Source organism: Vibrio superstes, assembly GCF_003569005.1.
GTDB classification, from domain to species: Bacteria; Pseudomonadota; Gammaproteobacteria; order Enterobacterales; family Vibrionaceae; genus Vibrio; species Vibrio superstes.
The window spans coordinates 207,301-232,781 of record NZ_BCUR01000001.1 but is presented as its reverse complement, the minus strand read 5'-3'; the positions used below and the strand labels follow the sequence as shown (position 1 = coordinate 232,781).

The window sequence follows — 25,481 nt, the reverse complement described above, 5'->3', positions numbered from 1 at the left end:
ATGCGTTGTTTAATCTTATACCAATCGTAGTAAATAACTGCTCATCCTAGCTTGTTAAAACACTCGATAACGGCGTTAGAATTTTTGATTGTAGAATAACGACTTATCAAAAAGTTCTGCCTTGCTATCCAGCGTTTTTCCTACGCTATTTCTGACCTCTTACTTACTGTGATTGGTATTAATCTTTGTCTTCATAAGGCGTGTAGCCTTGATTCTCAATGATTGAACGCGCTTCTTTAGAAGTCACATACTGAGCGAACTTCAGTGCCGCTTTGTCTTCAAGATCTTGATGGTAGAAGATCAGGAATGGACGGGCTAGGTCGTATTCTTTGTTCAGTAGGTTTACTGAGTTTGGAACAACGCCATCAAAATTGAGGGGCTTAACAGAGGCATCGATAGAGCCCATGCTAATAAAGCCAATAGCTTGCTGATTGTCACTGATAAGTGTCTTCATCATGCTGTTAGTACTAACCACAAGTGCAGAAGGGCTAATTGTTGATACGCGACGGTCATTGAGAACTCGAGACAAACCAATTTGGTCTTCAAATGCATAACGAGAACCAGAAGATACCTCACGAGTGACCACAGCAATTGCTCTGTCGTCCCCACCTAACTCCTTCCAGTTGGTGATTTTCCCGGTGTAGATCTTGTAAAGTTGCTCGCGAGTGATGTTTTGTACCGCATTTTGGTGATTAACCACCACTGCAAGTCCATCGTAAGCAAACTGTTTAACCACAAGGTTATCTTTATACTCACGCTCAGTTAGCATGCGTGAACTCATACCGATTTCGGCTACGTCGTTTCTCACCAACGCAACACCTGCTGTAGAACCCACACCTTGAACTGCAATAAACGTTTCACTATGAGTCTTATTAAAATTCTCAGCTAAGATATCCATTACACGCGCAACGGAAGTTGAACCGCTAACGTTGATTTGTGCTGCATTTGCTTTAACTGTACCAAGTGTCAGACACATCAGTGCCGTGAGAATCACCCTAAACATAAGTTTCCTTCTTCAAACTATAATTGTATCTATCGCAACAGAGTAAGACGGTTGTGTTACAGAACTGTGACATAAATGGAGAATCTGCATCACTTCATGCCGTATTATCTAGTTTAGAAGATCAGGATAAAAAAAGATGAGGTATTAGATGGAGTTATCTGAATTAGAGCTACACCAATTAGTAAAATTTGCTTCTGATGCATGCCATTCACGCAACCATAGTGTGAGTGTCGATTTAGGGAAGGCGGAATTTAAATTGGTTGAAAACGGAATTCAGTTTTATCACTCTCAGTTTAAACTCGACTCTAAACATGCTGACTATCGATATCTAGTAGCGAAAATTCTTCTGCGTGATGAGAAATGGACGCTTTTGGTCGCACATAGAGACCAATATGAAATGTTTGAAGGGTGGCATACCCACCCTTCAATTGAGCGTCTTGGAAATCAACTGCATCAGTTATTTGAAGAAGTAGAGCAAGATCCCCAAGGGCTGATTTGGTAACCGTTATTCGAAGATATAGCCCTCAGGTACCACAACAATACCTTGCTCTGAAATAGTGAATCGCTCGCTATCGAGCTGAGGGTCGTAACCAATCCTTGTTCCATCAGGGACAATAACGTGTTTGTCTATAATGCAGTTCTGTAACTCACAGTGTTCGCCGATTTTTACCTCATCAAACAGAATGCTGTTAATTATGGTCGCTCCGTCACCGACTTTGACATTAGACGACAAAATAGAGCGCTGAACGGAACCACCGCTAATCACAACGCCATTCGCCACAATAGAGTTAATGGAGATGCCTTGGTTACCCGTTACCGAAGGTACGGTTCTTGATGGTGGACGTTGACGCTCGTACGAGCGAATCCCCCAATCGTCTTGATAGAGGTCGATAGGCGGAACGGGATCCAATAAATCCATGTTGGCTTGATAGAAAGAGTCGATAGTACCCACATCTCTCCAATACGCATCTTGAGAGACTCGTCCTTCTTCGCAGCCAAAGCGATGTGCATAAACGCCCTCAGTATCAATCAGCTTTGGAATGATATCGTGGCCAAAATCGTGACTAGAAGTAGCAATAGCGGCGTCTTGCTCTAGCGCTTCCACGAGTGCATCCATACTAAAAATATAGATACCCATCGAAGCCAAACTTTTAGTAGGGTCATCAGCCAGAGTAGGGGGATCGGAAGGCTTTTCTAAAAAGGAGATAATTTGATTGTTGGGAGCAGTATCCATTACTCCAAATGCACTGGCTTCTTCTACAGGCACCTCCATACACGCGATAGTCAGCGCAGCGCCCGTTTCTTTATGTTGTTTTAGCATGGGTTTGTAGTCCATACGATAGATGTGGTCGCCGGACAGCACGACAACATGCTTTGCTTCGCTGCGAGAGAGCAGCCATAGATTTTGATAGATAGCATCAGCAGTGCCTTCGTACCAAGTCTCTCCCTTGCGCATTTGTGGGGGAACAGCGGTGATGTATTCACCTAGCTCAGGGTTAAAGATCGACCATCCATCACGCAAGTGTTTTTGTAGTGAATGAGATTTGTATTGGGTGAGAACGAGAAGGCGACGGAGTCCAGAGTGCAGACAGTTACTCAGGGTGAAATCGATGATTCGATATTTTCCACCAAAGGGCACAGCAGGCTTTGCCCTATCTTGAGTCAACGGTGCGAGGCGGGAGCCCATTCCACCAGCCAAAATGACGGTTAATGTATCTTGCATTGCGACACTTCCTTGTTATTTTTATGGGGGTACTAGTAATGTGCAATAACTAAGCCATATTACAAGCCCTTGTTTGTTATAGCTTTTGACTGGTGAAATTCAACTAATGCACCAATATGAATAGCTATTTAGTGCACGCGATCAATTTTGGTGCAATTAACTGTCGATGTGGGTTAATAAAGTTCCAATATGAATCACACAAACAATTCTCTTTTTGTGCCAACCTAATTATTCCCCCAGTTGAAACACAATCTATAGTTAATTTATTTAGTATTGATAGGAAACCCCATGGCCACAGGCTCTTACATTGTTGCCCTAGACCAAGGAACTACTAGCTCAAGAGCGGTAGTCTTTGATGCTCAAGCAAATATCGTTGCGACCTCACAGCGTGAGTTCACCCAGTATTACCCAGAAGCGGGTTGGGTAGAACATGACCCTTTGGAAATCTATTCATCACAGCGATCTACTCTCATCGATGTACTCGACAAGCTGTCTATTAAAGCGGAACAAGTTGCAGCGATAGGCATTACCAACCAGCGCGAAACCACTGTTGTGTGGAATAAAGAGACGGGTAAGCCTGTTTATAACGCCATTGTTTGGCAGTGCCGTCGTACAAGCCAAATGTGTGAAAAGTATAAAGAACAAGGCTGGGAGGAATACATACAGCAAGCCACAGGCTTGGTACTAGACCCTTACTTCTCGGCGACCAAGATAAAGTGGATTCTGGATAATGTTCCCGGAGCAAGGGAGCTTGCTGACAAGGGAAAACTGTTATTTGGGACGGTTGATACTTGGTTATTGTGGAAACTCACACACGGTAAGGTGCATGCCACTGATCATACCAACGCCTCGCGCACCATGATGTTCAATCTCAACAATCTTGAATGGGATGAGCAGATTTTAGACTTGCTGGATATTCCTAGGTCCATGCTACCCGAGGTTAAACCCTCTTCTGGTCTATTTGGGGAGACCTGCATTGGTGAAGACGGAGGATTGAAGATCCCGGTTGCGGGTATAGCCGGTGATCAGCAAGCGGCGCTCTTTGGTCATTGCAGCGTAGAACCAGGGCAAGCAAAGAACACCTACGGCACAGGCTGTTTCCTGTTAATGAATACAGGGCAAACCAAGGTAAACTCAAATCATGGATTGCTTACCACGCTTGCATGCAATGCGCAGGGAGAACCTTGCTATGCGCTAGAAGGGGCAGTGTTCATGGCGGGCGCTTCAGTGCAGTGGCTTAGAGATGAACTAAGACTGCTAAACGAGTCCAAGGATTCAGAGTATTTTGCCAACAAGGTCGACTCGTCTGAGGGAGTGTATGTGGTCCCTGCGTTTACGGGGCTTGGCGCACCTTATTGGGACCCTTATGCAAGGGGTACTATGGTTGGCTTAACGCGCGGAACCAGTGCGGAGCATATCGTTAGGGCTACGCTAGAGAGCATTGCCTATCAAGCTTGTGATGTGATTCAGGCGATGCAGGCGGATGCAAATATTAAGATGCATGAGCTTCGAGTTGATGGCGGCGCCTCAAGGAATAACTTCTTGATGCAGTTCCAGTCAGATATCTTGGATTGCGAGGTACAAAGACCACAAATTACTGAGGTAACGGCGCTAGGTGCTGCCTTCCTCGCAGGTTTGGCCGTTGGGTACTGGAAAGATCTTTCAGAGCTACAAGCCAAGTCAGAGATAGAAACCCGATACAATCCCGTGTGTGATGAGACAAAAAGACGTAAGCGTTATGCCGGGTGGCAGCGAGCCATTAAATGCGCCCAAATGTGGAGTGATCTTCACGAGGATGATGATGAATAACCCTCTTGGTGGGCTAGATTATTTTCTTGTTCGAAAGCTAAGAACAAAGGCAAGCCAATTCGTTGAGTTGGCACTACTCTTTTGCGGTTCTTGCTTCCTATACTTTGATTTCGTTCTCATCTTTAATGCAGGCTTGCTTTCTTTATTGAATAGCAGCCTTCAGAACAGCGTTTATTGTAAACCCTCTCTTAGAGGGGCCACTTCCTCTACATTGAAAACCGCTTCAGATTGAGAAAATTCACTTTGTAACCATGATCTTAGCTTTAGTACACTTTCTTGTTTTAGTTTGCTTTTCTCGCAAACGAAATAAAAGTCTTGGTGCGGGTTTGCCACTGGCTTGCCTAGTTCAATTAATAATCCATGGCTAATGTCGTCTTTTACAAACAGGCGGTGTGTCACCAAGATACCTAAAGCGCGAGTGGCGGCTTGCACTGCCTGTATGGAAATATTGAAGGTAAGATGGCTCTGAAAATGAGGCAACTCAACATCGTGACTGTCACACCATACTTGCCAGTCGTGTTGCCTTCGACTATTGATCACGCCAATTACAGGTTGGCAATCTAGCAAATGTTTTAATTGTTCTATAGGGATAGGATTAAACGGGTTTGGGCGTTGTGGCTGTGACACGCCTTTAGCTAATTCTTTCATTGATAAAGTAAGGTCTTTTAGTAACAAAGGACTGCACACCAGCACTAGATCGTCTCGTCCTAATTTTTCACAATGATAATCCTGCCATTCATTTGGGACGCCATGAACGAGAGCTATATCTACCCCCTCACGCTCTAAGTCAAAGGGCCCAGTTAAAGTGGATATTCTTACATCAAGAGTAGGAGAGAAGGATTGAAAGCTCGGCACTCTTGGTATCCACCAATGCATAGCGAGTGAATTGACCATGTTCAGTGTTAGTCGGTTGTCGTTCGTAACACGCATGAGCTCTTGGGTTGCGTTTACAATCTGCTCTAGTGCCGGTGCCACTTTTCGATAGTAGCGTTTACCATCAGCATTGAGGACAACACGTCGACCAACTCGACTAAAAAGGGGTTTATTAAGTTGCGACTCGAGTGACTTGATCGCCTGACTAACCGCTGAATGGCTCACAAACAATATACCTGCGGCTTCTGTCATACTGCCGGTCTCAGCAACGGCAACAAATGCATAAATAGATTTTAAGGGAACGAGCTTTGTCATTGGTAAGTTTTCCTTACAGGTCTCGTTAATATTACTCGCTATTTTTTGGACTGTCACTTTCCTAATATGGTCACATTAGGAGGTGATCACAATGTCTGACTTGATCAAAGCAACATCCTTCATGCTGCTATCGACATTCAGTTTGTCGGTAACAGGCTTATTATCCAAATATCTAGGGCAAGCTGTTCCCATTGAACTGCTCAGTTTCACTCGTTTCGCTGTGCCGTGTGTGCTCTTATACTTCTTTCTTACTTCGCGTCGACTGAGCCCATTACCACGAGGGATGCTCAAGGTTCTATTGGTGCGTGGTGCTTGCATTGCTGCTTCTCAGTGGTGCTTTTTAATGTCATTGCAAACGCTGTCTTTGGTCGAGGGTATCGTGCTATTTAGTACTGGGCCATTGTTCATTCCTTTGCTAGAAAAAATGTGGTTTGGTGCGAGTATAAAACGAACAACAATAGTCGCTCTATTGCTGACCTTTATCGGGGTTATCTTGATGGCGGGTGATTTGTCTCAGTTTCACCTTAAAGCAGAGTTAGTGTTAGGTTTACTGGCAGGTTTATTTAACGCAGGATCACAATTAACCTTATATCAGGCATCAAAAAGCACCCTGAAACCAGTAGAAACTAATATCTGGACCTTTCTATTTGCGAGCGCCATGATGCTTCCCATTACATTAATGGTGGGTTGGCAATCTCAAGGGGAGGGGCTTTGGAATCTTCACACTCTATTGAACTGGAATGTGTTGTTTCTCGTTTTATTGCTAGCAGTGCTGGTGATCAATACGCAGATCTTCCGTTCAAAAGCGTATCAATTAGCGGATAGTGGCTCACAGCTTGCGCCTTTGATATACACGAATCTCTTGTTCTCGTCAGTTTGGCAGATACTGTTCTTTGAAGACGCCTTCTCTCAACAGAAAACTATCGGAATAAGCATGATTGTAATCGCAAGCGTATATACAACGTTCTCTTCGAAGCGATTAAAATTGAAGTTGAGTATGCCGCTAAAGAGATTCCAGCAGAGTTGAACTTGAGCATCAATGATCAACCGACTGCAACGCTGCGATTGCCCCCAACCGGCAGTTGGCAAAACTTAGAGAGTAAGTGTTGCTATTCACCATGAATCAGACTCGTTAGCGGAGCCAAAAAAATAGAAGTAAGCGGTCAACTCGGGCGTGTCTGTGATCTCCATTCAAATAGATTTTTATCAGTTTGATGGATAGCCGAGATTTTTAACCATGTCAGCTTGTTTAAAGACGAGGAGTATATTTTATTCAAACGTATGTACAGTTGACCTTATCACAGTCTCTCTTTCTAGAACGAAGTGCTTTGCGTACCGTCCGTTTATGCAAAATGTGCATTTCGTGCTTCATCTGGGCTTACCCATGCATAGTCGCCCCCAGTTTTATTAGCAGGGTCTTTCCAGGAAAAGTGTGAATTTCTCTCTTCATCAGGGCTAACAAAAGAATAATTATTACCATTCAAGCTTTGATGGCTGCAGCCTTGAACCTCATCAATTCGATCTCCGTGTGAGTCGTAAATGTCCTGTTTAGAAGACTGATTACAAACGTGCTCAATTGCAATGCGGCCCCCATGGGAATCATAGGTCACGGTGCTATGTAATGACGTCAATGATGAGGCCGATTCGGGCGATAACAAGGTTGTGGTTGGTGCATGGCTAGCCGCCATTGCCATTGGAGTTAAGAACAGGGAAGTAACTAAGATAGTAGTTATAGTTTTCATAATAATGCCTTCATATTGATTCGTATCAAATACATTAACGGCACGTTTAATGGATGACTATTGAACAACCGTACAACACATTTTTAGCCGTATTTAATCGACTCAAAATTATCTAGGTGAAGATTAGTATCAAGCTTGTGTCATGGCCTTTTACGCAGTAGGGGTCTTCTCCGTATGGACATACGGTGATAACAAGTGTTTGAGCCTCCCTAATACCTTCTCTTACCTGAATTGAGTATGCTTAATTGAAGGATTTTAGCCCTGACTAATAGCCGGAAGAGACTCGGCACACTATGGCATGCGATCACTTTCTTAAGGGGTCGGGCACCTTAAGGTTACATTCTCTTACTTTAACAGGGTGGATGATTACACTTAACCATGAAAGCGGTTATTGTATTGTAAGTAATAATTTACACCTAGGTCGCATTGCTCCCTATGACCCATTGATTTTGTTAATGTACGCGCTCATTTTAGCGTGCAGATGCACAGAATTGGAGTTTCATGAGTCAATTTACAGACAAATACAGCATAGAAAATACCGACTATGAAGTTGGGCAGGACAACATTAACAAACTAGGTTTTGATATACATAATCCTGTATTTGGTGCTAGCGCCGGTCTAGTCCTTTTTTTCCTCATCGCATTACTTGTTACCGATCCAGCAACCGCCAAAGCATCATTAGATGGAATCAAATGGCAAATCATCAACACCTTTGATGCTCTATTTATCTGGTCCAGTAACCTCTTTCTACTCTTTTGTTTAGGTGTTGTGGTCTCGCCATTTGGCAAAATTCGTTTAGGTGGTCAAAAAGCGATACCAGAACACTCTAATCTATCCTGGGTGGCTATGTTATTTGCCGCTGGTATGGGTATTGGCTTACTTTTTTGGGGTGTTGCTGAGCCTGTCGCCTACTTTACTGGCTGGTTTGAAACGCCACTTGGTGTAGAAGCGTATAGTGAGCAAGCAATTCGCACTGCGTTTGGTACCACTATGTATCACTGGGGTCTGAACCCTTGGTCTATCTATGCAATTGTCGGCTTATCAATGGCCTTTTTTGCTTATAACAAAGGTCTACCTCTTTCCATTCGATCTGTCTTCTACCCAATCTTGGGAGATAGAACGTGGGGTTGGCCCGGTCACGTCATTGATGTGTTAGCGGTTCTTGCAACATTATTTGGCTTGGCGACTTCACTTGGATTGGGGGCACAGCAGGCTGCAAGTGGCTTGGGGTATGTATTTGGTTTTGAGGTAACAGAACAACTGCAATTGGGCATCGTATTGTTCGTGTCTTCATTGGCTATTGTTTCAGTTATTCGCGGTATAAACGGCGGTGTTAAGCAACTCAGTAATATCAATCTCATTGCCGCATTTGTACTCTTGTTAATCGTGATTATTGCCAGCGGTTCGGTATTCTTTGGCTATATGGGCACAGCACTCATTAGCTACGTTGAGTCATTTTTGCCATTAAGTAATCCGCATGGACGGGTCGATGAGTCATGGATGCAGGGTTGGACCGTATTTTACTGGGCGTGGTGGATCTCAGTCTCACCTTGTGTTGGTATGTTCATAGCGCGCGTATCGAAAGGCAGAACGATTCGTGAGTTTCTGTCAGCTGTTATTCTGATCCCTACGTTAATCACTTGGGTGTGGATGTCAGCGTTCGGTGGGATAGCGATTGAACAAATTATTCATAATGTAGGAGAACTAGGGGAGAACGGTCTTTCAGATATCACCTTATCACTATTCTATGCTTATGAGGCACTTCCTCTAAGCTCTATCCTATCTCTATTGTCTATCGTGCTAATTATGGTGTTTTTTGTCACAACCTCCGACTCTGCATCGTTAGTGATTGATAGCATAACATCGGGTGGCAAAGTGGATACCCCAGTCACTCAACGAGCATTTTGGGCCGCGCTGCAAGGTGCGATAGCTGCTGTACTGCTCTGGGTTGGTGGTACGGAGTCGATCCAAGCACTGCAAGCGGGAGCCATTTCTACTGCATTGCCGTTTACTATTCTCCTAATAGCGATGTGCGTAAGCCTGCTCATGGGAATGAAAACCGAACTCCAACTTATGTACACTTCCGAAGCTCATAGCTGATTCTTTTCGCTATCTTATGAAGAAGGTCTAGCAAGCTTGCTAGACCTTGAATGCAATCTTTGATTAATACCTACTCGACGTTTTTCAAGCTATAGATACTATCTCCTCTTTTTCCTACGCCATTTTTGACCACTTACTTAGTGTGATTGGTATAAACCCACATCCCAACCCTTAATATGGGCTTGGTATACTGGGCCCTGTCTGCCTCGGCGGTCGCCATAATTGAGGCGATGATACGAAACGAGATATCTGTGTCAGTACTACCCGATAGTCACCTTAATAACAGTCACTTCAATAACAGTCACTTTAATAGAAGTAATAGCGGTAACTCTCAATAGGGTTTGGGTTAAACGGTGACCTTAGTCATAGTGATTCATAACCTCGTTTTTTGAGCCCTATATTGTAACCAGGTATATAGGCTTGCAAGCACGATAGATCCCAGCATTAGTGCTACAGAGACAGCATTAACAACTGGAGTCGTGCCTTCTCGAACTCGTTGATACATTTCGACGGTCAAAGGGGAGTCGGAGCCTACTAACATCAATGTGGTGTTAAAGTTTTCGAAGGACATCAAAAAACCGACGATAGCGGCACTGATGAGTGTTGGGCTTAAGAAGGGTAAGGTAACAGCCCGAAATGCACGCCAGGGTGTGGCACCCAGATTGAGGGCCGCTTCCTCTAAGCTAGAGTCAAAGCGTCGATACCGAGCCAATATGACCAGGGTTGTGATAGACGTAATAAAGGCAACCTGACCCAACACCACTAACACCAGCCCAGGCCTCGCCCATTGCCATTCCCAAGCTAAGAGATCGTCAACGCTATTCGCTATCGAGCTAGATGTAACTAATATGGAGATGCCTAAAATAACACCGGGGATGACCAAGGGGACCAGCATCAGTACCGACAGCAGTTCTTTATAACGAAACTGAAATCGTACCAACAAGTGTGCATTGCAAAGCCCTAACAGTGTCGAGACTAGGGTTACCCCTAAAGCGACTTGAGTACTTGTTATGACGCTAGATAGCAAACGCTTGTCGTTGAATAACCCCACGTAAGGAGAGGCGTCACCTAAGTACCAAACAGTGCTGGCTCCTTTCCAAGGCAGCGACGGGTAGGTTGCATCATGAAAAGAGAACGCAATCACCACGGCGAGTGGTAGAAGTAGAAAGATAAAAAATAGAGCAATAAAGCATTGATATAACGCCTTTCTTGAACGATTAAATGGTACGGAAGGGATCATATGTGCTCCTAGCGCCCCACGGTGGACTGTAAGGATTGGCCACTGATTTTTAATCCAACCCATACCATCACTGATGACAATACCAAGAGCAGTAACCCAAGAGAAGAACCCTGTTCCCAGTTAAAGCGTGTGATGAATTGCGTAAAAATCTGTTCAGTGAACCACAGGCTATCTTTGCCCCCCATTAGGTTGGGTATCAGGTAGTTTCCCAAGCTAAGCATAAACACGATGATGCACCCAGAAACGATGCCGGGTAGGGCGTGAGGAATGACGATATCTTTTAACGCCACCCAACGACTGGCTCCAAGATCGAAAGCCGCTTCAATATGACTATCGTCTAAGCTGTCGAGAGCACTGACGAGAGGCACCACCATGAAGAGCAGTCCATTATAAACAAGCCCCATAATGATGGCGTAATCGTTGTACAAAAACTCGATACGTTGAGCGCTTAAACCGGCCCATACCAATGCGTTACTCAAGAGCCCTGATTCTCTTAAAATGATCATCCAGCCATAAGCACGGATCAACTCGCTGAGCCAGAATGGAAGAATACAGACCATCAATAAGATGATCTTATTCGCGCCAGAGGCTACTTTGGCAATGTAATAAGCCACTGGAAAAGCTAACACTAGGGTCAATAGGGTGGCCAATATTGACATCCAAGCGGTCCGGACAAAGGTATTCCAGTAGAGGCTGTGTTGAAAAAAGACGTTAAAGTGCTTGAGTGTCCAACCGCCACTTCTATCGGAAAACGCCAACTCTATCAACTGAAGGTGTGGGATCACTATCAAGGCGAATAACCATACCAACGCGGGGGTCAGAAATAACCCGAGAATCCACTTATTCTTCATTTGGCGATCCCTAGGCCAATGGCTTGGTTTGGATCCCACCTTAGATTCACAGTGGTCGAATTAGCGCTTGCGATACCTTGCTTTGACTGCAACTCGTTCAGTTGGCTAGGGGTAATGGATAATCGAAGCTCACCAAGAACGGTGGAGACAATGGCGCCACTTGTCGCGCCATCAAATAACAACTCCTTAAGTTGACCGGATAAGGGGTCACCTTTTTTGGAATCATCGCTCATCGATAGAGCCTCTGGCCTAAGATAGAGCTGAATTGTTTGGCCAGTGGTGAGTGGCGTTTGGCAACAAGAGCGGGGCAGGGATAGTGTTGTATTTTGTTGAGTGACCACGGTTAGGGTTGAAGGTGTAATGTCTGCGACTTGGCTTATGATGCGGTTGTTCTCACCGACAAATTCCGCCACAAAGGGCGTTGATGGCCGCATGTATAGCTCGCTAGGTGTGCCCATTTGTTCAAAGTGGCCAGCATTCATCACAGCAATCCGGTCCGACATCATTAAGGCTTCACTTTGGTCATGAGTGATATAAATGAAGGTAGTGCCAAAGGATTTCTGTAGGTGTTTGAGTTCAATTTTCATCTGTTCGCGAAGCTTTAGATCCAGTGCTCCTAAGGGCTCATCCAGCAATAGAACTTTGGGCTCTAGCACTAATGAACGCGCCAATGCGACACGTTGCTTTTGTCCTCCAGACAATTGATGAGTCTGCTTGGTTTCACTGCCTTTAAGGTCCACCCGCTGCAGAATATCCTGGACCTTGCGCTTAATATGTCCGGCTTGCTCACCTCGTTGTTTTAGCCCGAATGCAATATTGTCGGCTACGCTCATATTCGGAAACAGTGCAAGGTGCTGAAACACCATATTTAATGGTCGCTTGTTTGGCGGGGTATCGGTTACATCGTGTGAGTTGAGCGTAATTCGTCCGTGTGTTGGGGATTCAAACCCTGCTAGCATGCGCAATAGCGTTGTTTTTCCGCATCCTGAGGGCCCCAGTATTGAGAAGAACTCACCGGTTCGAATGTTCAGATCAAGAGGGTGTACCGCGGTAAACTCCGCAAACTGTTTGCCTAATTGATGGCATTGTAGAACGTAGTCGGGCTGGGGCATAAATGGTTGTCGATATTCTGAGAAAACAAAGCCCCTGCTACAAGAATAATGAGCAGGGGGCGTTACTAGCTTACATGCCGTTAGGCCTGATTATTTGGAGGCTTTGATGCGATCCATTGTCATGCCTTCCATTTCCTCAAGCCCAGCAGGCACAGCTGGATACCACTTGATGTTATCAATCGCTACTTTAGAGAAGCTCTTCTGGAATAACGCCTTTAGGTCTTGGTTTACGTACTCGTCGCTACCTTGAGATGCCGTAAAGTTGCCTGCAGATTCCGTGATTTTTGCTGCTATTTCAGGGCGCATTACAAAGTTAATCCACTGATAAGCAGCGGCTTCATTCTTCGTTTTACGTGGCAGTGCAAAGGTATCAATCCAGCCTAGAGCGCCAGATGAAGGAGCAATGTATTCGATGTCTGGATTTTCTTGAGAGAGCTTCCAACCGCCTGCATCCCAGGCCATACTCGCGACCACTTCTTCGGTTCGTAGCAAGTTCATCAAGGCATCAGACCCACTCCAGTAGGTTTTGACATTGCTCTTACAGTCAATCAGCTTGGCTTCGACCTTATTCAATACTTCTTGATATTGAGCTTGATCGGCGTAGGCCGCAAAAGGGTCTTCTCCCATAGCAAAGGCAAAGGCAATCAAGGTTGGGCGCTTAAGACGGTAGCTGACCTTGCCTTGATAGTCGGTGTTACATAAGTCAGCGTAATCAGAAACGTTAGACGCTTGTTTGGTATTAATCACAAGCCCGCTGGTTCCCCAAATATGAGGAACGCCATAGGTTTGGTTATTTAAACTGGTGATGGCTTGCGTTGAATCCAGCATTGAAGGAATGAATTGCTTGGCATTGATTCTAGATAAGTCGAGTGGTTTATAGATATTGAACTCGGCTTGAGCACCCGCAATTCTGTCTTGAGATGGCTGAGCCAGGTCGAAACCAGAACCTCCGGTAGCGCGAAGTTTGGATATCATGTCTTCGTTATTAGAAGTGGTTACCTTAACCTCTATGCCTGTCTCTTTTTCAAACATATCAACCACCTCATCAGGGGCATAGCCTCCCCAAGTGAGAAGTCGTAGGGTATCCGCTTGTGCCATTGCCGGAAAGATAGCGCTGGTCAATGCAAGGGTAGCAAGTGTGCGTAGCTTAGTGGTCATAGTCTGTTCCTAACTGAACTGCGTTGTTTTGATTGGTCTTTCTTGTATCGTTGAAACTGTGTCATCAATACATGACCAAAATATGAACAGCAGGTTTCACAAAAAAGACGATCGCAAAAGATGATACTGGGGTCACTTCAGTAGCGGGAGGCTTGTGACATTGTGACATGCTTGTCGTTGTTGGCGATTGAGCAACGAGAAATGATGATGACCGGACAGGATTGCATGCCTAATCCCGTCCTATTAAGCAGTAGATAATGTGCTTTGAGTAATGGTTTACTGATCCATGCTTAGTGAAGGGAGACAATACTGGACATCGACAGAGCTCTTAAATTGGCTTTTAAATGTTGAGCAACTGCTTAACTGTATTTCACAGTTCGAGTTCTGATATTACTCATTTAATAATGTGGGTAACAAAAGCGCCAAGGTTTTTGCGAGCTTGCTATGTTGGTCAGCTTGCCAATGTATCCCTTCTTTAGGACATGGATGGACTATCTTAGCAGCATCAAGATAATGGCAATTGAGCTCTTGTGAGCGAAGCTTAAAGTAGTGGCCGAGTTTCTTTGATTTTACTTCCGCACCGAAAAACCCCTCTTTAAAAGGGTCGGATTCGAGTACAAGAGCAGGAGAAATCAGTAAAACCTCGGGTGGTTTAGCCATAAAATCATGCTGAAAGTTCTGCACTAGTTGAACCAGTCTTGCTGCTCCCTTTGATATATCGCTGGCGGTGACGTTAAAGCGTGATTTTAGGTCATTGGTGCCGAGCATGATAACAACGAGATCGGGGTGGTGACTCTCAAGACAGGGCTGCAGATACGGGAGCCCATTCTTACCTGGCTCATAGGGGTCTTCTAATACGGTAGTTCGGCTGTTTAACCCTTCTTCGATAATACGATAATTTGTTCCAAGTTCAGATTGCAATCGCATGGTCCAGCGCTCATTCGTATTGTATCGACGCGGTAGATCTGGCGAATATCCCCAAGTATTTGAATCACCAAAACAAAGAATCGTTTTCATTTATTTTCCAATCAGTTAACCAACGGTAAGCTCACTTTATGACAAGGTTCTGCACGTTTGTCAAAGACAAGCGAAGGTGATTAATAGGCAGCCAAGCTTTGCGTAGGATTAATGACGGCAATAAATGATGATGTTTACTCTATGGCAAAAATGAAAAAGGGTTGCCATGGCAACCCTGAGAAACTTATTTAGTTTGGAATCGTATCTGCTTACGCTTCTACTTTCCAAGTCATCATCTCACCACCTTTAATTGGCACGACAATATCTCCGCCAAATGGCATGTTTTCAGGCACAGCCCACTCAGCTTTAGTCAGGGTAACTTTATCGCTATTGCGAGGAAGGTTGTAAAAATCAGGGCCGTTATGGCTAGCAAACGCTTCTAGATTTTCAAGCTTGCCTTCTGCTTCGAATACCTCAGCATAAAGCTCTACTGCAGCGTGCGCTGTGTATGAACCAGCACATCCACACGCTGTTTCTTTACGGCCTTTTGCGTGAGGGGCAGAGTCAGTACCGATAAAGAACTTCTTGTTTCCACTGGTTGCTGCTTCAACTAGGGCCTTTTGGTGCGTATTGCGCTTTAGGATTGGCAGGCAGTAAAAGTGTGGACGGATACCGCCGACCAGCATGTGGTTACGGTTATACATCAAGTGATGCGCTGTAATCGTTGCTGCTACGTTGTCGTTTGCGTTCTTCACAAACTCTACTGCATCAGCGGTAGTGATGTGCTCTAAAACAATCTTTAGGTTCGGGAAGTCATTAACGATCGGCGCTAGTACAGTATCTAGGAACTCTTTTTCGCGGTCGAAGATGTCAACATCGTGAGTGGTTACCTCACCATGGATAAGAAGCAGGAGGCCTTGCTTCTCCATTTCTTCTAGAACCGGGTAAATCTTCTTTGCGTCTGTTACGCCTGAGTCTGAGTTTGTTGTTGCGCCTGCAGGGTAAAGCTTACATGCAACCACTTGACCAGATGCTTTTGCTTCTTGGATGTCTTCTTTGCTGGTGTTATCTGTTAGGTAAAGAGACATCAAAGGTTGGAAGGTATCGCTATGGTTATGCTCGTTGATACGAGCTTGGTAAGCGATAGCTTGCTCTGTATTAGTGGTAGGTGGAATGGTATTTGGCATAACCAAGGCACGGCCATTGTAGCGGCTAATATCGCGCACGGTATCTTTTAGTACATCGCCATCACGAAGGTGAACATGCCAGTCATCAGGACGTGTAATAGTTAAGTTGGTCATCGTTTTGCTCCCGCCAAAATATTCCTAAAGGTGTAAGAAGAAACCGTGGTTATGGTAAGGTGACTATGCCACGCAAACGGTTACTTGAATGCGGGCGCATGATAGCGAAAATGCAACCAGATTGCATTAACAAAGAGACAGTTAGGGGTATAAAGTGAAGGATAAAGCGCAATTATCGGGCATTAATATATTTCCGGTGAAATCGACATCGGGTATCGAGCAGTCTAGAGCGTGGGTTGGCTTAGAGGGGATCAGTTTCGATCGACGCTTTGTGGTCACCGATCTTGCTGGAAGAATGATGACAGCTCGTAAGTTCCCAAAGATGGTCACCATTAAAAGTACTCTACTAGCCGACGGTATCGTTTTAAGTGCCCCTGGTGTGAATAATCTCCACCTTGCCACCTGCGATTTTGGTCGTGATGAATTTGAGTGCAAAATTTGGAACGACCGCTTCTTCGCTTACACTACAACCGAAAAAGCGAACGCTTGGTTTACCAAGGTTATTGGTTCGGATGCTCAACTGCTGTTTTGCGGTGAAGAGTCTAATCGTTTCCGAGAAAAGTTAGGAACAAGAGTGAGCTTTGCTGATGCTTATCCGCTATTGGTGATTTCTCAGGGTTCTTTAGATGAGCTCAATCGCCGCGCCTCGCATCCACAAACCATGTCCCAGTTTAGAACAAACATAGTCGTCGATGGCGTAGAGCCTTTTGCTGAAGATGGTTGGGAGCGAATTGCCATTGGTGAAGTTGAATTTCAGGTTGGCTCAACCTGTCAGCGATGTATCCTCACCTCGGTCGATCCGGTAACGGGCGATAAAATGGCAGATAAAGAACCTACGGCTACGTTGTCTCGATTCCGCGCTGATGAAAAAGGAGCAATCTACTTTGGTATGAACCTCGTTGCTTTGAACGAGGGCATTATTGAAGTAGGGGATGAGGTACGTATATTAGAGACTCGCACTCCGGTGCTCTATCCCGATGCTGATGCATGATAATACCCAATTGATCACTCACTTAGTGTGATTGGTACAATAAAGGCACCTTCCGGTGCCTTTGTCTTTAATTGCGTTTGCTACGATTGCTATTAATCGTAGATGGTCGGGATCGGCTCACGCTTGTGCTGAGTGCGCTTATAGATATCAATCAGCGTTTGTTTTGCATCTTCCGCTAGAGGCTTGCCTTCCAAAAAGTTATCGATGTCATCGTAGCTTACGCTTAGCGCATCTTCGTCCGCTTTTTGTGGGTCTAGCTCTTCTAAGTCAGCGGTTGGCGTCTTAGTCACTAGCAATTCAGGAGCTCCCAGTGTGTTGGCCAATTGACGCACTTGACGTTTGCTTAAACCAAACAGAGGCGCCAAGTCACACGCACCATCACCAAATTTAGTGTAGAAACCGGTAATGTTTTCAGCAGAGTGGTCAGTACCTAATACCAGACCGCCAACATATCCTGCGATTTGGTATTGAGCGATCATGCGAGCGCGAGCTTTCACATTACCCTTTACGAAATCGATCTTCTCAGCCGATTCAGGCATTAGACCCGTTCCTTGCAGTGCTACGCCAGTGGCTGCATGTAGCCCATCTACACCATCAGCGATGTTAACTGATACTGAGTGTGTTGGCTTGATGAAAGAAAGTGCAAGCTGAGCTTCATCTTCATCTTTTTGTGTGCCATAAGGTAGACGAACTGCAATAAATTGATAGTTGTCGTCAGTTTCTTGGTTGAGCTGGTCTACTGCGAGTTGAGCTAGGCGACCACAGGTAGTGGAGTCGACACCGCCACTGATGCCAAGAACCACAGACTTGCATCCTGACTCCAGCAATTTACGTTTGATAAAGTTAACGCGTCGTTCAATCTCAAAGTCAACGTCGATGCTTGGTAGTACGCGCATCTCTTGGCGAATTTCTTGTTCCATGAGTTAAATGTCCTAAATATCGAAAGGCAACTTTTGGTATCATATTGCAAATTCCACTTTGTCTCAATTTCCAAACCCTTAGAGAAAACGCGATCATGAAAAAAATAGCGGTATTTGGTAGTGCCTTTAATCCACCAAGCTTTGGTCATCTGAGTGTTATAGAGCGTTTAGCGCATTTTGACCAAGTGTTATTGGTGCCAAGTATTGCCCATGCATGGGGCAAGCAAATGCTCGATTACTCAGTACGATGTTCTATGATTGAAGCCTTCATTGGAGATATTTCCTGTGACAATGTCGCCCTGTCACGTATCGAAGAAGGTCTCAATAGAGAGCAGGGTGGGGTAACTACATTTCAGGTTTTAAGCGCTCTACAGCAAGACAATCCTGATGCAGAGCTGACGTTTGTTATGGGGCCAGACAACCTGTTTAGTTTTGCTAAATTTTATAAAGCGGACGAAATAATGAAGCGTTGGAATGTGCTTGCTTGCCCGGAAACAGTGGCTATTCGTAGTACGGAAATACGTGAAAAGCTTGCACAAGGTCAAGAAATCAAACACTTAACAAGTAAAAATGTTGTCAAAATATTGCAAAATCAGGAGTTATACAGCAATATTTAACGTTGGGATGACAGAAACTATGTTTTACAAGGATTGGTAACGCAGTGACGCGGATACATACAACACTAGCACTAGTATGTGGCACTTTTATGGCAGGAACTTCTGAGGCCTGTGTGTCTGATCGCGATCCTACCCGTTCTCTCGTCCTTGTTGACTCTTCGCTTACCCTTTGTGAAAACCTAATCGAAGCGGTTGACGAGATCGTTGACGATTTGTTGGTTTCTACCAATATCAAAGAAGAACCGTCAACCTTAGGTTACTGGTCTGATTGGATGATGGACAATGTCGATGATCCTTTGTTAACTCAACAAGTAGATCAAAGCTTCTTCGGGTTAGGGGTATTTCGTCCTTACGAAATGACCATCAACGATGACGAACTGTCATATGAAGATTGGATCAAAACTCACGGCGTGCAATTGAGTGTCGGAATTGGAGAGAAAAACGAGCCGCGTGTTCGACTCGATTACCAATGGCATGAGCGTCACGAAGATGTCTTCCATGTACAAGTGGAAGTGCCATTTTAAGAGACATTCTTAAAGCGCCTTATGAAGGCGCTTTTTAGTTGCGTTAGAGAGTGTCGCCCAGCACAGCCATTCGAGCCATTTTGTAGCCTTGTTCGTTCCCTGCAAACAAAACCTCAGCAATAGCAGCGTCTTTTTTACCTGATAGGCGTAGTTTCTCTGCTTCCTTTATTCTCATAACCATCTGGTATTCAGCGGATAGATCTTTACCTGCGCTGTCCCAGTGGCTCAGTTTGTGGCTTAATGCGGTGGTTTGTAGGTTAGGGTGCATTTCTAGCAATTCGTACTGCAATGCAGTCAGCAGAACCTGCTGATGCTCTGAAAGACTAGATACTTCAGACAGTTTGTCGAGCAACGATAACACTAGCGTGTTAGGTTTCACGTAGCCTGCTTGATGCGGAAAGGGCTTGCTTAAACGTTGTGACGCTTCGACAACCTTGCATCGACTATTAGGAAAGTAGCTTAAAGCAGACAAGCAGTTTGCAGGAAGCCAAAAGGTATCACCGGCTGCAATAGCATATTCAATCTTACCTAATCTAACGCTGACCAAACCCTCAACAACATGAATGAGTTGGTGCTTTAGGGTGGGTTTTCTTGAGGTAAGAGACAGGTATTCGAACTGTTTATCTTCAAATTGTATAGCGTAATGCATGTCGTTCAGCATCTGTTGAGCAGGGTTTTCATTAGGTTAGCGCTTTCTGGTGCCCTAATAAAGTAATAAAAGAGACAAGATGGTATGGTTATATGGTCTGACCTTACAAAATCATCAACGATCTAGCTGTAAATTGTCGCGTAAGTGCGTAAAATCGGCGTGATTTTTAGAGAATGAAGAAGAATATGTCTACCGAGAACGATATTTACCAAGAGATTCGCCCTTATAACGATGAAGAGATTGCCCCAGCAATCCAGCGACTAATTAATGACGAAGAATTTATCTCAGCAATACTGAACCAAAAGTTCAGCAACCATGCGAAATGGTTTCAGGCGCTCATGTCTCCTCTGGTGAAACTGTATCTAAAGAATCGTTGGGGAAAACTCAACTCTATCGATGCAGTGCAAGTCGAAGTAGAAAAATACCTTCAGAAAGCACTGGACAGCACGACAGATGACGTCAACTTTGAAGGACTTGATAAGCTAGACCAAAATACACCGTACCTGTTTATCTCTAATCACCGTGATATTGCGATGGATCCGGCGTTGGTGAACTATGGGTTACACCACACAAACCATCAGACAATGCGTATTGCGATTGGTGATAACCTGTTAAGTAAGCCGTGCTCTACAGAGTTAATGAAGATCAATAAGAGTTTCATCGTTAAGCGTTCTGCTAAAGGGCCACGTGAAATGATGAAGACGTTAGGGCTTTTGTCTTCTTATATCAAGCACTCATTGGAAACAGGAAACTCTATCTGGATCGCACAAAAAGAAGGGCGCGCTAAAGATGGCAATGATTTCACTGATCCAGCAATTCTTAAGATGATTCAATTAGAGGGACGCAAGCGTAAGCTATCGTTCTCTGAATACGTTAAATCCCTTAAAATAGTCCCTGTGGCCATCTCTTATGAGATTGATCCGTGTGATATTGCCAAAGCCAACGAGTTGCATCAAAAAGCAACCCTAGGTGAATATAAGAAATCTGAGTTTGAAGACATCGATAGCATTGTTAAAGGCATTACAGGATACAAAGGTCGCATTAATGTGAGCTTTGGTGATGTGATCAATAGCGATATTGATAATGCCGATGCATTGGCGGATGAAATAGACCGTCAAATTCATGATAACTACAAACTTTTCCCTATTAATCTGCTTGCCGCTGGTGTTGAAGATGACAGTATTGACCAAGTAACGAGAGACAAGCTTGAGGCGAAACTGGCTCAACTGGAAGAGGGCGCTAAAGCGTACCTTATTGATGGTTATGCAAACCCAGTAAGAAACTTATCTAAAGATAAGTCTGAGCAAGTCGCTTAAGCCGAGTTTGAAAGGGCGAAAATAAAAAGGTCGAACTGAGTTCGACCTTTTTTCATTTTGAATGCTCTTAGCGAGAAATAGAGCGGCTCTTAAGATCAAAGATTAGCTTTTCAGCACTGACTTCAAATTTAAGCTTAGCGTGAAGTTCAAATTGTTCTTTTTCTTCAATTTCAACTTCATGCTCGACAGCTGCGTTTACGTTCTTAGCAAGCTCTAGGTATTTTGTGAATTCAGCTTCTACCGCTTCTTTGCTTGCAGCAAACAAAGAGACTTCTGAAACTTCATCACCTTCGTTGATAATAAAACCCATCTCGCCTGCAACGCCACATGCTTCACATACTTCAGGCTCTTTAATTAGTTTTGACATAGTTTATCTCCTATAACGGTTGGCCTCAGTTTACATAGCTATGTGAGCTACATCTACAAAAATCCATTGAGGTGTAACTATTAATTTCAGGAACTGAAACTGGTTACTGAGTTATGTCATTAGATTGTCAGAATAAGGTTCCGTATATTGAATCTACGCTATAACTATATGAGTATTAACTTAATCAAGATAAGTCAATTCATAAAGGTCGGTGTAATGCCAAAGCGCAGTAAAGAAGATACAGAAATCACCATTAACAAAATCATGGATGCAGTCGTTGAGCAATTATTGACTATTGGCTATGACAAGATGTCATACACTACTTTAAGTCATGCGACTGGTGTATCTCGAACTGGCATTAGTCATCACTTTCCAAAGAAAACTGACTTCACAACGGCTTTAGATGGCCGAATCTATAAGTTATTCTTAGAGCACCTAAATTTAGAATCAGGCCTGCAAGGGTTCTCACAAAGCTGGATCGACTCCCTTGAAAAGCCACAGTTCTTGGCAATTCTACGTTTGATGTTCCACCACATTGTTACCTCTGATTGTGCCCATGAGTTTGCAAGGCAGGGCATCGATAGATTATTTGTTATGCTAAAAGAATTGTATGGTGAAGAGAGTGAGAAAGAGCTTGAATGGCTGTTTGGTCGCACCATAATACAGCTAGCCAAATAAACAAGATTCATTAAAACGCTGAGTTAACTGCTCAGCGTTTTTGATCTAGGGTCTTTAACTTCTGCTCCTTGCAACAAACGATGTCATTGGCAAACTTGGGGCTAACAAGTGCCTCGATATTTTGTATAATGCGTCCAAATTGAACATATCGAGACACCACCATGGCACGCACCGCGCACGCACTACATATCCTGGTTAAACACAAAGACCAAGCTGAAGACATCATCAAACAGTTAAAGAAGGGCGCTAAGTTTCAAACCCTGGCGCGCAAATACTCTAACTGCCCATCAGGTAAGAAAGGCGGTGACCTTGGTGAGTTTAAAAAAGGTCAGATGGTGCCTCAGTTTGATAAAATCTGTTTTACTGGTGAAACCTTAGTACCGCATTTAGTTAAGACTAAATTTGGTTGGCATGTGGTAAAAGTGCTTTATAGAACTTAGGGTCAACAGGCCCTAGTCTTAGATACTCTATTTTTAAACGGCAGAGCTTTGGCTCTGCCGTTTTTGTTTCTAAAATAGGCAAAATGGATTGGTAGACTAAGACTCAGTTATTTATCGAACCCAGTTCCATAGGGGCTCTTGCTATCGGGGCAGTACTGGGTGCTAGATACGTCTTATAGCCCTGCTAAATATTGATTTTGGTTGGGTTCATTTTTTGAAAGAATTAAACCTTGATGCTTCAATGTCTTTGTCTCCCATCACCTAAGTTCCTTCCATTTATTCAAACAATCATTTCATCATACAATAACACCAGGGGTTCACTAGACTGAATGTTCCAAAAGCTTTTACCCGTTTTTAAAAGCACAGAGCAGACAGGAATTGAATATGACCCATATCAGCACCGAGCATTATGTTTATGCGATGAGCAAAGACAACACCCCAGTAGTTCATATCGAACTGAGCCAACGCTTTACCGTCGACACCTTTGATTGTTTTAGAAATCAAATGGAAGGAGCAGGCTATGTGTTAGAAGAAATCGATTTTGCAAAAGTAAACCCAGCGACAGGACCTGTATTTGTACAAGGGGCAGAAGTGGGGGATGTGTTAGCTGTCACCATCCATGAAATTGAATTAGCCGATAAAGGCTCAATGGTGTCATCTGAACTGTTTGGTAGCCTTTCTCATAAACTTTCAGCTTCGGTTGTTCACCCTGTAACCATCAATGGAAACAGTGCAGAAATAGCGCCGAATCTAAATGTTCCGCTATCTCCAATGGTAGGTGTCATAGGTACGGCGCCAGCAGAGGGTGCTATTGCATGTGGAAGCCCTGGTGAACACGGCGGGAACATGGATACCAAGGAAATAAAGCAAGGCTCTGTTGTTTACCTTCCCGTGAACCACCAAGGTGGCTTGCTCTCATTGGGCGATCTTCATGCTGCTATGGGCGATGGGGAGCTGTCAGGTACGGGCATAGAAATCCCTGGAAAGGTGACTCTGTCTGTCGAAGTACTTAAGCAATCAAATTTACCCACTCCAGCGGTGTTAAACGGAGACTTGTTTACGTTTATTGCCTCAGACCCTGATCTGGACGCGGCTGCAACACATGCTGTAGAGAAAGCCCATCAATACCTCATGACAGAGTATGAAATGACGGCTCATGTGGCCTCTCGATGGATGAGTGTCGGTGCAGACTTGGGCGTTTCACAGATTGTTAACCCTCTAAAAACGGCCAAAGTCACCATCAATCTTAGCTGGTTAAAATAATTTAAAGGAGATATGGATATGCCTCAATTAAAGAAGAACATGAGTTTTGGTGGGCTACTGATCTACGCACTGATCTTCATGGTACCCATCGCCCCATTTGGCATCTATGGTGACGTATTCAATGTCAGCCATGGCATGGTGGGGATGGTTTATCTAACTGGTTTTGTTGGAATGCTATTTACAGCCTTGTCATACGGCCGAATGATGAAAGAGTTTCGAAAAGCAGGCTCTGTGTATGAGTATGCCAAACGTGGACTAGGCGCAAACATCGGCTTTATTGGCGGTTGGTGTATGTTGCTCGATTACATCATCATTCCAGCATTGCTGTATATAGTAGCAACTATTGCAATGCATGAGATTGTTCCCTCAGTGCCAGCGTTGGTTTGGGCTGCGGTATTTATCAGTTTTAATACCGTTGCCGCATTTGTGGGGCTCAACTTTACTGATAAGGTTAATAAAGTCTTCCTTGCCTTTATGCTGCTTTTGATTGGTATTTTTGTTGTCATGGCTTATCGCGGATTATCGACAGGTGAGTTTCCTGATAGCCAAGGTTTCACTATGGCGCCTTTCTTCCAGAAAGAGCATTTTACTGTGGGCATGGTGTTCAGCGCAGTGTCAATTGCTGTGATGTCTTTCTTGGGCTTTGATGGTGTTTCTACGTTAACAGAAGAGGCGAAAGATGGCGTAAAAACTCATTATGTTCCCTTTGTTTCTCTTTGTATTGCTGTAGTACTGTTCTTGGCACAAGTGGTTTTTGCCGCTTGGGTTTTACCTAACCCTGATGTCTTTCAAGCGAATAGCGGTAATGCATGGTATGTGATTGCAAAAATTGTGGGTGGTGGTTATCTCTCTACAGCGTGTGCGTTATTAACGGCTCTATCTTGGGGTATCACCAATGCACTGGCATCTCAAACAGCGGTGTCACGAGTGATATTTGGCATGGCCAACGACGGTGTTTTGCCTCGCTCACTTGCAACACTGAATGAAAGATTTAAGACACCACACGTAGCGATTGCAATGTCGGGTCTGGTATCGGCAGTACTAGTGTTCTTGTTTGAGGACCACTTGGACGTATTTGTTTCCTTTGTAAACTTTGGAGCTTTAACAGGCTTTATCTTGCTTCACCTTGCTGTTTTATCTTGGTGCAACATCAAAAACAAATGCCAAAACGTATTTATTGAACGTATCTCGCCGCTTTGTGGCATCGTTATACTCTCTTATGTTTGGATTGCGCTTGATCAAAGCGCAAAAATGTTAGGATTGGCGTGGTTAGTTGTTGGCGTCATTGTTATCGCTATTAATAAGTATCGCGGTGTTTCAATTAATATTGAAGCTCTGGATTAGAGATTAATTATAAAAGGAAGCCGCTCACATTCAGTTTGTGAGCGGCTTTTTTGTTTGTAGAGCCTTAACTTATTGCTGAGCCTTATCATTTGCGCTGCATTTATTTGTTGTGACTATGTTGCGGGTGTTTTTCTTGTTTGATGCAAAAAAGATGATGGTTATGTCTATATAACCTGTAGAATCATCTA

General features: G+C 44.2%; 25 protein-coding genes. 12 read left to right on the top strand and 13 right to left on the bottom strand.

Going from position 1 to position 25,481, the window contains the following annotated elements; genetic code table 11:
* Window positions 1-178 precede the first annotated feature (178 nt).
* Window positions 179-1,003: a phosphate ABC transporter substrate-binding protein gene (locus D5I41_RS01085; RefSeq protein ID WP_119008091.1), complete on the bottom strand. Its 825-nt coding sequence runs from the start codon at window positions 1,001-1,003 to the stop codon at window positions 179-181.
* A gap of 148 nt (window positions 1,004-1,151) precedes the next feature.
* On the opposite strand from D5I41_RS01085, the gene D5I41_RS01080 reads away from it, so the two are divergent.
* Window positions 1,152-1,505 (top strand): DUF3024 domain-containing protein, encoded by a 354-nt coding sequence (locus D5I41_RS01080; RefSeq protein ID WP_119008090.1) that lies wholly within the window; start codon window positions 1,152-1,154, stop codon window positions 1,503-1,505.
* 3 nt (window positions 1,506-1,508) lie between these two features.
* On the opposite strand, the gene glgC is transcribed toward D5I41_RS01080, so the two are convergent.
* The gene (gene glgC, locus D5I41_RS01075) at window positions 1,509-2,726 is read right to left on the bottom strand and encodes a glucose-1-phosphate adenylyltransferase (protein ID WP_119008089.1); all 1,218 of its coding nucleotides are present in this window, start codon (window positions 2,724-2,726) and stop codon (window positions 1,509-1,511) included.
* Window positions 2,727-3,014: 288 nt separating this feature from the next.
* Here glgC and glpK point away from each other — a divergent pair, with 288 nt between their 5' ends.
* Window positions 3,015-4,535, top strand: coding sequence for a glycerol kinase GlpK (gene glpK / locus D5I41_RS01070; protein ID WP_119008088.1), 1,521 nt, complete (start codon window positions 3,015-3,017; stop codon window positions 4,533-4,535).
* 171 nt (window positions 4,536-4,706) lie between these two features.
* On the opposite strand, the gene D5I41_RS01065 is transcribed toward glpK, so the two are convergent.
* Window positions 4,707-5,723 (bottom strand): LysR substrate-binding domain-containing protein, encoded by a 1,017-nt coding sequence (locus tag D5I41_RS01065; RefSeq protein WP_119008087.1) that lies wholly within the window; start codon window positions 5,721-5,723, stop codon window positions 4,707-4,709.
* Between the two features lie 91 nt (window positions 5,724-5,814).
* On the opposite strand from D5I41_RS01065, the gene D5I41_RS01060 reads away from it, so the two are divergent.
* The gene (locus D5I41_RS01060) at window positions 5,815-6,750 is read left to right on the top strand and encodes a DMT family transporter (protein WP_119008086.1); all 936 of its coding nucleotides are present in this window, start codon (window positions 5,815-5,817) and stop codon (window positions 6,748-6,750) included.
* 316 nt (window positions 6,751-7,066) lie between these two features.
* On the opposite strand, the gene D5I41_RS01055 is transcribed toward D5I41_RS01060, so the two are convergent.
* A complete protein-coding gene (locus D5I41_RS01055; RefSeq protein ID WP_119008085.1) occupies window positions 7,067-7,465 on the bottom strand; it encodes a hypothetical protein in 399 nt (132 codons plus the stop codon).
* Window positions 7,466-7,966: 501 nt separating this feature from the next.
* Between D5I41_RS01055 and D5I41_RS01050 the strand changes: the two genes are divergently transcribed.
* Window positions 7,967-9,565, top strand: a complete 1,599-nt coding sequence (locus D5I41_RS01050; RefSeq protein ID WP_119008084.1) for a BCCT family transporter — start codon at window positions 7,967-7,969, stop codon at window positions 9,563-9,565.
* A 373-nt stretch (window positions 9,566-9,938) separates the two neighbouring features.
* Here D5I41_RS01050 and D5I41_RS01045 read toward each other — a convergent pair whose 3' ends face one another.
* The 6 genes from D5I41_RS01045 to pyrC form a co-directional block, all read right to left on the bottom strand.
* Window positions 9,939-10,805 (bottom strand): ABC transporter permease, encoded by an 867-nt coding sequence (locus D5I41_RS01045; protein WP_119008083.1) that lies wholly within the window; start codon window positions 10,803-10,805, stop codon window positions 9,939-9,941.
* Between the two features lie 8 nt (window positions 10,806-10,813).
* Window positions 10,814-11,656, bottom strand: coding sequence for an ABC transporter permease (locus D5I41_RS01040; protein ID WP_119008082.1), 843 nt, complete (start codon window positions 11,654-11,656; stop codon window positions 10,814-10,816).
* Window positions 11,653-12,768, bottom strand: coding sequence for an ABC transporter ATP-binding protein (locus tag D5I41_RS01035; protein WP_119008081.1), 1,116 nt, complete (start codon window positions 12,766-12,768; stop codon window positions 11,653-11,655). The genes D5I41_RS01040 and D5I41_RS01035 overlap by 4 nt, the downstream gene beginning before the upstream one ends.
* A 90-nt stretch (window positions 12,769-12,858) precedes the next feature.
* Window positions 12,859-13,926 (bottom strand): extracellular solute-binding protein, encoded by a 1,068-nt coding sequence (locus D5I41_RS01030; protein WP_119008080.1) that lies wholly within the window; start codon window positions 13,924-13,926, stop codon window positions 12,859-12,861.
* A 390-nt stretch (window positions 13,927-14,316) separates the two neighbouring features.
* Window positions 14,317-14,943, bottom strand: coding sequence for an SGNH/GDSL hydrolase family protein (locus D5I41_RS01025; protein WP_119008079.1), 627 nt, complete (start codon window positions 14,941-14,943; stop codon window positions 14,317-14,319).
* A 209-nt stretch (window positions 14,944-15,152) separates the two neighbouring features.
* Window positions 15,153-16,184, bottom strand: coding sequence for a dihydroorotase (gene pyrC, locus D5I41_RS01020; RefSeq protein WP_119008078.1), 1,032 nt, complete (start codon window positions 16,182-16,184; stop codon window positions 15,153-15,155).
* 154 nt (window positions 16,185-16,338) lie between these two features.
* Between pyrC and D5I41_RS01015 the strand changes: the two genes are divergently transcribed.
* Window positions 16,339-17,175 carry an MOSC domain-containing protein gene (locus tag D5I41_RS01015; protein WP_119008077.1) on the top strand — a complete coding sequence of 279 codons (837 nt, stop codon included), beginning with the start codon at window positions 16,339-16,341 and terminating at the stop codon, window positions 17,173-17,175.
* A 92-nt stretch (window positions 17,176-17,267) separates the two neighbouring features.
* Here D5I41_RS01015 and nadE read toward each other — a convergent pair whose 3' ends face one another.
* Window positions 17,268-18,095, bottom strand: coding sequence for an NAD(+) synthase (gene nadE / locus D5I41_RS01010; protein ID WP_119008076.1), 828 nt, complete (start codon window positions 18,093-18,095; stop codon window positions 17,268-17,270).
* A 95-nt stretch (window positions 18,096-18,190) separates the two neighbouring features.
* On the opposite strand from nadE, the gene D5I41_RS01005 reads away from it, so the two are divergent.
* Entirely contained in the window at window positions 18,191-18,712 is a 522-nt protein-coding gene (locus D5I41_RS01005) for a nicotinate-nicotinamide nucleotide adenylyltransferase (RefSeq protein ID WP_119008075.1), read from the top strand.
* Between the two features lie 89 nt (window positions 18,713-18,801).
* Window positions 18,802-19,236 carry a hypothetical protein gene (locus D5I41_RS01000; protein ID WP_119008074.1) on the top strand — a complete coding sequence of 145 codons (435 nt, stop codon included), beginning with the start codon at window positions 18,802-18,804 and terminating at the stop codon, window positions 19,234-19,236.
* 43 nt (window positions 19,237-19,279) lie between these two features.
* On the opposite strand, the gene D5I41_RS00995 is transcribed toward D5I41_RS01000, so the two are convergent.
* A complete protein-coding gene (locus D5I41_RS00995) occupies window positions 19,280-19,885 on the bottom strand; it encodes a hypothetical protein (protein WP_235868836.1) in 606 nt (201 codons plus the stop codon).
* A gap of 185 nt (window positions 19,886-20,070) precedes the next feature.
* Between D5I41_RS00995 and D5I41_RS00990 the strand changes: the two genes are divergently transcribed.
* Window positions 20,071-21,201 (top strand): 1-acyl-sn-glycerol-3-phosphate acyltransferase, encoded by a 1,131-nt coding sequence (locus tag D5I41_RS00990; protein WP_119008072.1) that lies wholly within the window; start codon window positions 20,071-20,073, stop codon window positions 21,199-21,201.
* Window positions 21,202-21,268: 67 nt separating this feature from the next.
* Here the strand turns inward: D5I41_RS00990 and D5I41_RS00985 are convergent, their stop codons facing one another.
* Window positions 21,269-21,568, bottom strand: coding sequence for a DUF406 family protein (locus D5I41_RS00985; RefSeq protein WP_017029585.1), 300 nt, complete (start codon window positions 21,566-21,568; stop codon window positions 21,269-21,271).
* 216 nt (window positions 21,569-21,784) lie between these two features.
* On the opposite strand from D5I41_RS00985, the gene D5I41_RS00980 reads away from it, so the two are divergent.
* The 4 genes from D5I41_RS00980 (at window position 21,785) to D5I41_RS00965 (ending at window position 25,293) form a co-directional block, all read left to right on the top strand.
* A complete protein-coding gene (locus D5I41_RS00980) occupies window positions 21,785-22,246 on the top strand; it encodes a TetR family transcriptional regulator (RefSeq protein ID WP_119008071.1) in 462 nt (153 codons plus the stop codon).
* 161 nt (window positions 22,247-22,407) lie between these two features.
* Window positions 22,408-22,686 (top strand): peptidylprolyl isomerase, encoded by a 279-nt coding sequence (locus D5I41_RS00975; protein ID WP_065210762.1) that lies wholly within the window; start codon window positions 22,408-22,410, stop codon window positions 22,684-22,686.
* Window positions 22,687-23,070: 384 nt separating this feature from the next.
* Window positions 23,071-23,949, top strand: coding sequence for an acetamidase/formamidase family protein (locus tag D5I41_RS00970; protein ID WP_119008070.1), 879 nt, complete (start codon window positions 23,071-23,073; stop codon window positions 23,947-23,949).
* An 18-nt stretch (window positions 23,950-23,967) separates the two neighbouring features.
* A complete protein-coding gene (locus D5I41_RS00965) occupies window positions 23,968-25,293 on the top strand; it encodes an APC family permease (RefSeq protein ID WP_119008069.1) in 1,326 nt (441 codons plus the stop codon).
* The last annotated feature ends 188 nt before the right edge of the window (window positions 25,294-25,481 follow it).